This is a genomic window from Candidatus Villigracilis proximus (genome assembly GCF_016717045.1).
Taxonomy (GTDB): domain Bacteria; phylum Chloroflexota; class Anaerolineae; order Anaerolineales; family Villigracilaceae; genus Villigracilis; species Villigracilis proximus.
On record NZ_JADJUO010000032.1, the window covers coordinates 1 to 8839 of the forward strand.

Consider the following 8839-nt stretch of genomic DNA (forward strand, 5'->3'; position numbering starts at 1 on the left):
GCCGCTGCTGCGATCACGATCAGCCAGCGTACAATGGAATGGATCATTAATAGGATTTGCATTTTATTCTCCAGTTGGAAATTATAGAATGTATGGAATTAACGCTTTTCTTTGCGGCGGGAACCCGGTAAATTTTTCCCGATACCATTTCAGGGTGCGGATGCTGCGGGCGGTTAGGTAGCCGACGATAAAGATGAGGATGAGCAGACTCGCCAGATGACGGGAAATCATGAATATCCCGAGCCATGTGATGATCTCAAATAGATAATGCGGACAAATTACGAGGTCAAATAATCCGCCTGATGGAATTATATAATCAAGCGTGTTTTTTCGTAAGTCTGCAAGTGTTTTGTGATGAAGAAAATTACCGAGAATGCCTGTGATAAATAAAACCACGCCGATGTAAAACCAGATGTCGACTGACAAGATAGGGATCGGCCCGGAATATTTATGCAGAAAGAGGATTCGAGCACCGCTTTGCAAAATGGATGAATACCGCTGCGAAGACAATTCTGAATGATGGATGGATTAAGAGATAGGGCAGTGCGGAAATTGTGACCGCGACCAAAGGCAGGAAATAGAGGATGAACATCCCCAGGCGCGGATGTAGTCCCTGCGCCGGGCGAAATTTGCTGTAGGCCATCATGGCCTGCCCAAAATATTCAAGTGGACCCACGGCCAGTGCCATTAAGGCCAGGTATCCATATAAAATAATATTGCCTGTTGTCCATGCGGGGAGGATGATAAAGGGTTCCATCGGGCGATTATACAGTATCGCTATTCATCCTTTATAATTTGCGAAATGAGCATTCACGACCGCTCAAAATATCTGGAGGAAACATGGCTTACACAACAGTATTGACGGAAATTCGCGGGCGGGTGGGCATTGTGACCCTTAATCGTCCGCAGGCGATGAACGCTTTTAATACCCTGATGCTGACGGAATTATTCGATGCGCTTGATAATTTTGATAAGGACGAAAATGTGGGCGCGATGGTCGTAACCGGCAACGAGAAAGCCTTCGCTGCCGGCGCCGACATTAAAGAGATGGCTGAGTCATCTCCGTTTCAGATGATCACGCAGGGACGAGTGGAACTGTGGGACCGTATCCGCGGTATTAAAAAACCGGTCATCGCTGCGGTTTCCGGTTGGGCTTTGGGCGGCGGATGTGAATTCGCCATTTCATGTGACATGATCGTTGCTTCTGAATCTGCAAAATTTGGTCAACCTGAAATTACGATCGGCATTACTCCGGGCGGCGGCGGCACACAGCGCCTTGCGCGTTTGTTGGGGAAGCATCTTGCAATGGAGATGATCCTTAATAACCGGACATTGACTGCCACAGAGGCATTGCAATTTGGGCTGGCGAATCGTGTTGTGCCGGTGGAAGGTTATCTTGATGCGGCAGTTGCGCTGGCAGAAGAGATCGCCTCGCGCGCACCGCTTGCGATCCGTATGGCAAAAGATTCGATCAATGCTGCGTTTGAATCCACGTTGACGGAAGGGTTGAAAACTGAGAAGCGGAATTTTTATCCGCTGTTTTCAACGGAAGATCAAAAGGAAGGCATGAAAGCCTTTATTGAAAAGCGAAAGCCCGATTGGAAGGGCCGGTAATTTGGTTCCTTCGGCTGAAGATTCCATTCGCGGCCAGATCCGCACGGAGATATCTTCCATCACTCCGTTTGATGAATTGGAATCTTTGCACATTGCCGATGCGCTGACCTGGGTTGATTCAGGCGTTGAATTGTTTCGGGTCAGCAAGCCGGCAGTGCCGCCCAAACATCTTGTGTCTTACTTTGCCGTGGTAGACCATGACCATATTCTTCTGGTTGACCATATCAACGCTGGTCTATGGCTTCCAACTGGCGGACATGTGGAGCCTGGTGAGCATCCACGCAGGACAGTGGCCCGTGAAATTCAAGAGGAACTGGGAATCTCTGCCGCACATGCAATTGAAGCGCCGTTGATGCTCACCTGCACACTGACAACAGGCAATCGGGCGGGGCACATGGATGTCTCATTCTGGTATGTCATTCAGGGTGACCGCAGTCAGCAATTGAATTATGACCGGGGTGAATTTCATTCCATTGCATGGTTCCCTTTTGACGCGATCCCGTTTGAGAAAAGTGATCCGCATATGAATCGGTTCGTGCAAAAATTAAAACGAAAATTTGCCGGTTGAATTCGCGATTTGGAGTCCATCAGCTTGCTGATGGATTTTACTGAAAATACTTTCTGAAATATTGAGATGATTAACATGACCATTTCTTCTTCTGATATTAAAACCGGTCTTGCCGCTCTGGGCCTGACCAAAAGCCTTGTGATCGCACATGCTTCGCTGAAAGCCTTCGGTCACATCGAAGGCGGCGCGGATGGGATGCTCGATGCGTTATTGAATTCTGTGCGCGGTGTGATCATGCCGACCTTCACCTATAAGACCATGCTTAACCCTGAAATTGGTCCGCCGAAAAACGGCATCACCTATGGCAGTGAATTAGATTTGAATAAAATGGCCGAGGTCTTTCACCCTGATATGCCCGCCGATAAGATGATGGGCACATTACCCGAAACGCTGCGCAAACATCCCAAAGCCAAACGTTCGATGCATCCGATCCAATCGTTTGCCGGGATTCGCGCCGATGCGGTTCTTAACACGCAGACGATTTACAATCCGCTGGCGCCGATCGGGACACTGGCAGATTTGGATGGCTGGGTCTTGCTGCTGGGTGTGGATCATCGCGTTAACACAAGTATTCATTATGCTGAAAAAATGAGCGGACAAATTCAATTTTTGCGTTGGGCGCTGGTACAGGATCGTGTGGTGGAGTGTCCCGGTTTTTCCAGGTGATTCAGAAGGGTTTGAGTCCATTGCGCCTGCAGTGGAAAAATATACGCGCCGTGTGGAAATCGGCAACGCGGTTGTGCAGGCGGTTCATCTTAAGAGTTTGATCAAAGCGGTCGTGGATCAATTAAAAGAAAATCCGTTCGCGTTGCTTTGTCAGAGACAGGATTGCGAACGGTGTACTGCGGTGCGTTGGTCGTAAAAGGATTTTTAGATCGAATATGACTCACCTAAGGTGGGGAGTTCGTTTTCAGAACATAGGACGCAGATGATTCACGCGACAAAGCGAAATCAGCTTTTTGGCAGGTCCCAAATTAAATTCGGGATATGTCATGTTTTTATTCAAAAATATTGATCTACTCTGAAAGTTTGATCGTTTCGCTGCCGTATGTGCCGGTGACGAGTTTTGAACCTTCACCATCGTGGATGTAGGTCAGCGTGCCGTCTTTCAGCCCGGTGACTGCAACTTCCAAAGTGAATGTGCCTTCGTCGTAGTTGGTTGCCCCGCTTCCAGTTAAGATAAATCCGTCGAAGAAGGAGCAGGCGTTGAGGGCGAGAGAATCGCCGGTCTCTGTCGCTTCAAAGGATAATCTGCCGCCAAATGGGCATCCAATGGCGGTGGGCGTTGTTACATCCCAATAATAATATTCGGGAAGATAATAAATCTCATCTTCGACAGCAGATAATGCGTTAAAGCAGGTTTGAAAACCCGCTCACATTGAGCGGCATGGGCGGTATGAATTCACTGGATACTTCGCCTGCGCAGGTGGTTTCGCGTTCGGCGGGCGGCTGATCGTTTACCAAAAATCGGTCACGAGATCGTCCACGCATGAAACGCCGCGCCCAAAAATAATATGCGGACCGCCATCCTGTGTAACCAGATAGCCATCGGATAAACGGTTGAAAACATTCTGTCCATTTGAAACAGGCGTGGCCGGATCAGCGATTGCGCCGAGTACGAGGGTTGGAAAATTTTCAGCACGCAGCGCCTGCGGACGGAGCTTGTTTTCGCTGGCATACGGCCAGAATGCGCAGGGCATGTCTCCATAAAAAACGGACGAGAGATGGAGATTTCCCGCATCCACCTCATCACCGGCGCGCAGGTAGGCTTCGGCACGCTCTTCAGGAGTGCCGCTGAAATAACTGTAATCCTGACATTCAATACTATAGAAGACCGCATCAGAATAGGTTGGGTCGGGAATGGCTTGCAGGGTTTCGGGATCAAGCGCAAGCGAACTGTATAAGAGCCGCGCCAAAGGGACAAGGTTTTTGTTTTGAGAATAAGATGCAAGCGCGCGCAGGAAAAGCATCCGCTGTGTTTCTGCATACAGGGAACCCGCGGCAACGGTTTCGAGGTCTGAGAAGGTGAACGTGCGCCGGGTTAGCTCGCCTGATGGCAGGGGAAAATCAAAAAGGGTTGGCGCTTGTTTAAGCTGTTCGGCCAGTGTATCGTAAGCCGTGATCGCGTCACCGCCGCCCATTGACTCGGCGCAGAATTCATCCTCATTGCATCATGTCAGTGTTAATTTCAAAACATCATTAAAGGCAGTCGCCTGCTGTTTGTAATATTCAACGCCTGAAAGAGTCAGGTCCACAGTGCCATCGAGGACCAGCGCGGCCAAATGATCGGGGTGTGCCGCGGCATACATCTGTGAATATTGCGTGCCATAACTTTCGCCGTATAACCAAATTTTTTCATCCCCCATGACTTGCCTGAAAAACTCGAGGTCTTCCACCGCCTGCTCGGTTCCCAAATAAGGCAAAATTTCAGGGTTGCCCATTTCGGTCACACAGTCATTTGAAAATATGCGCGCCGTTTCCAATAGCGCATTTTCTCCCTCAACAGTACTTGTATCCCAACTCGCAAGATAGAACATGGTCGCGGCTTGCACGCATTGCAGGCCGCCTGATTGTCCCACGCCGCGCTGATCGAAAAAAACAATATCAAAATGTTCCGGGATCGCCGGATCAAAAGCCGCAGTATAACCATCTGCGCTCGTTAATCCCGCCGTACCGGGGCCGCCTGTGACGGTGACGAACATCCCTTTTCGTTCACCAGTCGCAGGCAAAATCGCAAAGACCACATCCAGCGTGCGCGAATCATTGGGATCAAAATGGTTTAACGGGACTGTTAATGTGACGCACGTAAAATCACTATCTGGACAAGGAACCCCGCCGAGTCCTTCCAGGCCGGTCACTGATTCTGTTGCTGGAGATTCCGTTACGCTGACAGTTGACTCTGCCGCCGCAGTAGGGATTGGCGTTGGCGATGTGCATGCCTGTATAAAAAATAAAAAGACGGCCATCCCTGTAAATAATTTTTTCATGGGTAGATACCTCTTTCTTTTCATTAGTTCAAAATTTACTTCAAACATCATATCATGAGCGATATGGAGAAATATCACCAGTATAACCCTCTGTTTTTTCAACAGGGGGGATTATACTGAGCATGTTGACTGCGTTTAGGTTTGTTTGAAATCAATGGAGGATAATGATGATAAAAAAGAATTTTACATTTCCCGCTTCACGTGTTGGTTTGCTTGCCATACTCACATTTATATTATTGACCATGCTGCCTGTAACCAGTGCGTTTGCTGGCAGGTTGTTAAGTTTGTTTCGAGTTAAACAACTGGTGGTTTTGCCGATTGAATCTGCTGGGTATGAAAACAATACGGCATTTGGTAGTCAATTAAGCAATCTATTCTCAAGTTCGACGATTGTGATAAAAGCACCCGCAGATATGGTAGTTGTGAATAATGTGGTGGAGGCAAAAGAGGCGGCTGGCTTCGATGTACGTTTGCCTTTGGTTTTCCCCTCAACGTACATTTCCGTATACGATTCAGGTTCCTATCTTATGAAGGTGGATCGGAGAAAGGTACAGGGTTTTCTTGATGAATTCAATCACAGCGATCTTGTGCTGCCGGAGAATGTTGATGGCGCAGAAATCTCGTTTCGAATTTCAACCGCTGTCCGCGCAGCCTATGGAACCTGCCCTGACCCCATGGTCAATATACCTAATTCGGCTGCTTATACAAATTGCATTATTTTCTCTCAAACGCCCAGCCCAGTGGTTGAAGTCCCCGACGATTTGGATATGGAAAAGTTGGCACAGATCGGACTGGAATTTTTTGGGTTGAGTCCTGAAGAAGCCGAGGCGTTCAATAGTAGTGTGGATTGGACCACAACACTTGTCATCCCCATTCCCTTGAATTCAGCAAACTATACTGATGTAGTTGTGGATGATGTAATAGGCAAGCTGATCCGCCGTGAAGACAGCGATCCACAGAAATATGTGCTGTTATGGGTGAAAGGTGATGTTATCTATTTCATTGCCGGAACCGGCACGGATATTTCCCGGGCTGTTGAAATTGCAGAGTCTCTGCCGTAGAAAAAAGATTGGTAAAGTATTTATGTCTGTTATTGTGATCAAAACTGAAAACCTGAGGAAAGAGTTTGGGAGTCAGGTCGCCGTAAAAGGACTCACTCTCCAAGTTGACCAGGGCGAAGTGTTTGGATTTTTGGGGCCGAATGGCGCAGGTAAGACTACATCCATCAAAATGCTGCTTGGGCTTATTACGCCCACCTCAGGGACTGGCACTTTGTTTGGCGCACCGTTGGGCAGCCGCGCAGCTCTGGAACGCATTGGCTTTCTTCCTGAACATTTTCGATTTCAAGAGTGGCTAACAGCCAATGAGTTTCTTAAACTACATGGCGAATTACTGCGCATGAATTTATTTGATTTAAATATGCGCCGGGAGCAATTGCTGGAGCGTGTTGGTTTGATTGAATTCCGTGATAAACAATTGCGGACATTTTCCAAAGGCATGCTACAGCGCATAGGGCTGGCACAGGCCCTGCTGAATCGTCCTTCGCTTGTGCTTCTGGATGAACCTACATCAGGGCTTGATCCTGTTGGGCGCAGACTGGTACGTGACATCATTTACGAGTTACGAGAGGAAGGTACAAGTGTTTTCCTTAATTCCCATCTCTTGAGCGAAATTGAAGTTACCTGTAACCGGGTGGCATTCATTCGGCAAGGGGAAGTAGTGCGTGTCATGGAAATGTCAACATTGGGCAGAAACTCCTCAATGGTTACCATCCGCGCCACGGGATTGATTTCCGACGTTGTTAGTGGGCTTGCACAATGGGGCAGTGACATCCGTGTAGATGGCGATCTCCTTACTATGTCCATTCAGAATGAGGCCGTTTTACCCGAGATTAATAATTATCTAGTTGCGAGGGATGTTCGGATTTTTGGGCTAATCCCCAACAGGTTATCACTTGAAGAGGTCTTTATAGAAACATTAGGAAAGGTTGGCGTGCAATGAATATGATTTGGATTATCGCCCGTATGACATTTCTTGAGGCTGTCAGACGGCGCATTGCCATGGCCGGACTTGTGCTTGGACTTATTTTCCTAATTGCTTTCACTTTAGGCTTTCGGGCAATCTATATTCATTCCTATGCCAGCCTGAAGATGACAAATGATGTCTATAGGAATTTGATTTCTAATGAAAGCATCAATGTACTTTTGTTGACTGGCTTGTATGCCGTTACCTTTCTTTCTGCTGCCATGGGTGCGTTACTGGGGGCTGATACACTCTCTGGCGACATCATCTCGGGCACCATTCAAACAATTGTTTCCAAACCCATTAATCGTTCGGAAGTTGTGCTTGGCAAGTGGCTCGGGTATTCTATTTTACTGGCTTTGTATTCCTTGTTAATGTCTGGCGGAGTCGTGTTTAGTGTGTGGATACAATCGGGATATCTGGCTCAAAATCTGTTGCCAGGCCTGTCTTTGATTTATCTGGAATCGCTTTTGATCCTGACCATTGCCATTACCTGTTCCAGTTTCCTCCCCGGGCTTGCTGCAGGCAGTGTGGTGTTTGGCCTATATGGGTTGGCTTTCATCGGTGGATGGGTGGAGCAGATCGGGGCGGTTATGCAAAATGAAGCGGCGGTACAGTTTGGCATTATGATTAGTTTGTTTATCCCAAGTGAAGCGCTCTGGCGCAGGGCTGCTTTTGAAATGCAAACTCCAATTTCCGCCGTTTTGCATATATCTCCTTTTGGGACGCTCTCCATCCCCAGCCCGCTGATGGTGGAATACGCGCTGCTCTATTTAGTTTTGTCTCTCCTTAAAGCGCTTAATATTTTCAAAAAACGTGATCTGTAAAAGTTGGAAAAAATAAAATAAACAGAGACCACAGAGAAAGCTCTGTGGTCTCTGTTTATTTTATAGTGATATATCCTGAGGAGGTTTATGCCAGATTTATATGTTGTGGCTATATACCTCTTTCTTTTAACCAATTCAAAATTCGTTCGGCCACGGCTTTCCAGTCTTTTTCCAGCATCATATCATGTGCCATGTTCGGGAAGATCTCTGCCTGTGTGCCATAGGCTTTCGCCGTGGCATGGACTTGATCTGGCGTGATAGCCATGTCTTTTTCCGCGCCCAAGATCAACAGCGGACTTTTTACCTTTTTCGGATGCGCGAGATTTAATCCCAACAGATCCATGAACATGCGGAAGGATTCATCATCCAGTTTTTTGTAATATTTCAACAGTTGTTTCTTGGGCATATCTTCTGAGAACAACGATAAACGCGCATCTTCGGGCGTTTCCACCACGGGACGCAAACGTAATTGTGCTGTGACCTTCACCAATGTCTTCGGGCGCTGCATCGACATGCGGAAAAATGTCGGCCACAATCCATAATGCGGATTAGACGCCAACAGCACAGCGGCAGGCGCTGTGTGCTTTTCCAAATATTTCTGAGTGAGAAAGCCGCCCATGGAATGACCAATAATTACCGGCGGCGTATCGAAAGTCTGCGCCACCTGCTCCACATCACTGACATAATTTGCGATCGTATTCCCGCGAATCTTGCCTTCACTCGCCGCATGTCCGCGCAGACTTAAGGCCGTGGCCTGAAATCCCTGCTCGGCGAAGAATGGCAGAAAGAACTCATCCCAGCACCACGCCCCATGCCACATC

General features: G+C 47.9%; 12 protein-coding genes. 7 read left to right on the forward strand and 5 right to left on the reverse strand.

Annotated features, from left to right (window positions below):
* Nucleotides 1–81: 81 nt before the first annotated feature.
* Both IPL71_RS23250 and IPL71_RS23255 read right to left on the reverse strand, forming a co-directional pair.
* A complete protein-coding gene (locus IPL71_RS23250; RefSeq protein ID WP_345325782.1) occupies nucleotides 82–426 on the reverse strand; it encodes a DUF1295 domain-containing protein in 345 nt (114 codons plus the stop codon).
* Between the two features lie 22 nt (nucleotides 427–448).
* Nucleotides 449–757, reverse strand: a complete 309-nt coding sequence (locus IPL71_RS23255) for a hypothetical protein (protein ID WP_345325784.1) — start codon at nucleotides 755–757, stop codon at nucleotides 449–451.
* An 83-nt stretch (nucleotides 758–840) separates the two neighbouring features.
* On the opposite strand from IPL71_RS23255, the gene IPL71_RS23260 reads away from it, so the two are divergent.
* The 4 genes from IPL71_RS23260 (at nucleotide 841) to IPL71_RS23275 (ending at nucleotide 3044) form a co-directional block, all read left to right on the forward strand.
* Entirely contained in the window at nucleotides 841–1614 is a 774-nt protein-coding gene (locus IPL71_RS23260) for an enoyl-CoA hydratase-related protein (protein WP_345325786.1), read from the forward strand.
* 1 nt (nucleotide 1615) lies between these two features.
* A complete protein-coding gene (locus tag IPL71_RS23265) occupies nucleotides 1616–2182 on the forward strand; it encodes an NUDIX domain-containing protein (RefSeq protein ID WP_345325787.1) in 567 nt (188 codons plus the stop codon).
* A 75-nt stretch (nucleotides 2183–2257) separates the two neighbouring features.
* On the forward strand, nucleotides 2258–2848 hold the full coding sequence (locus IPL71_RS23270) for an AAC(3) family N-acetyltransferase (RefSeq protein ID WP_345325789.1): 591 nt from the start codon (nucleotides 2258–2260) through the stop codon (nucleotides 2846–2848).
* 31 nt (nucleotides 2849–2879) lie between these two features.
* Nucleotides 2880–3044, forward strand: a complete 165-nt coding sequence (locus IPL71_RS23275) for a hypothetical protein (protein WP_345325791.1) — start codon at nucleotides 2880–2882, stop codon at nucleotides 3042–3044.
* Nucleotides 3045–3639: 595 nt separating this feature from the next.
* On the opposite strand, the gene IPL71_RS23280 is transcribed toward IPL71_RS23275, so the two are convergent.
* Nucleotides 3640–4323 (reverse strand): alpha/beta hydrolase, encoded by a 684-nt coding sequence (locus tag IPL71_RS23280; RefSeq protein ID WP_345325793.1) that lies wholly within the window; start codon nucleotides 4321–4323, stop codon nucleotides 3640–3642.
* Nucleotides 4324–4353: 30 nt separating this feature from the next.
* Nucleotides 4354–5169 carry an alpha/beta fold hydrolase gene (locus IPL71_RS23285; protein WP_345325795.1) on the reverse strand — a complete coding sequence of 272 codons (816 nt, stop codon included), beginning with the start codon at nucleotides 5167–5169 and terminating at the stop codon, nucleotides 4354–4356.
* A 164-nt stretch (nucleotides 5170–5333) separates the two neighbouring features.
* Here IPL71_RS23285 and IPL71_RS23290 point away from each other — a divergent pair, with 164 nt between their 5' ends.
* Genes IPL71_RS23290 through IPL71_RS23300 form a run of 3 tightly spaced genes read left to right on the forward strand, consistent with a single transcriptional unit; the run spans nucleotide 5334 to nucleotide 8018 of the window.
* Nucleotides 5334–6230: a hypothetical protein gene (locus IPL71_RS23290; RefSeq protein ID WP_345325796.1), complete on the forward strand. Its 897-nt coding sequence runs from the start codon at nucleotides 5334–5336 to the stop codon at nucleotides 6228–6230.
* Nucleotides 6157–7170, forward strand: a complete 1014-nt coding sequence (locus IPL71_RS23295; RefSeq protein WP_345325798.1) for an ABC transporter ATP-binding protein — start codon at nucleotides 6157–6159, stop codon at nucleotides 7168–7170. Before IPL71_RS23290 ends, IPL71_RS23295 begins: the two co-directional genes overlap by 74 nt.
* A complete protein-coding gene (locus IPL71_RS23300) occupies nucleotides 7167–8018 on the forward strand; it encodes an ABC transporter permease (protein ID WP_345325800.1) in 852 nt (283 codons plus the stop codon). The genes IPL71_RS23295 and IPL71_RS23300 overlap by 4 nt, the downstream gene beginning before the upstream one ends.
* A gap of 109 nt (nucleotides 8019–8127) precedes the next feature.
* Here IPL71_RS23300 and IPL71_RS23305 read toward each other — a convergent pair.
* Nucleotides 8128–8839 (reverse strand): alpha/beta hydrolase (locus IPL71_RS23305; protein ID WP_345325801.1); only part of this gene is annotated, 712 nt, incomplete at its 5' end.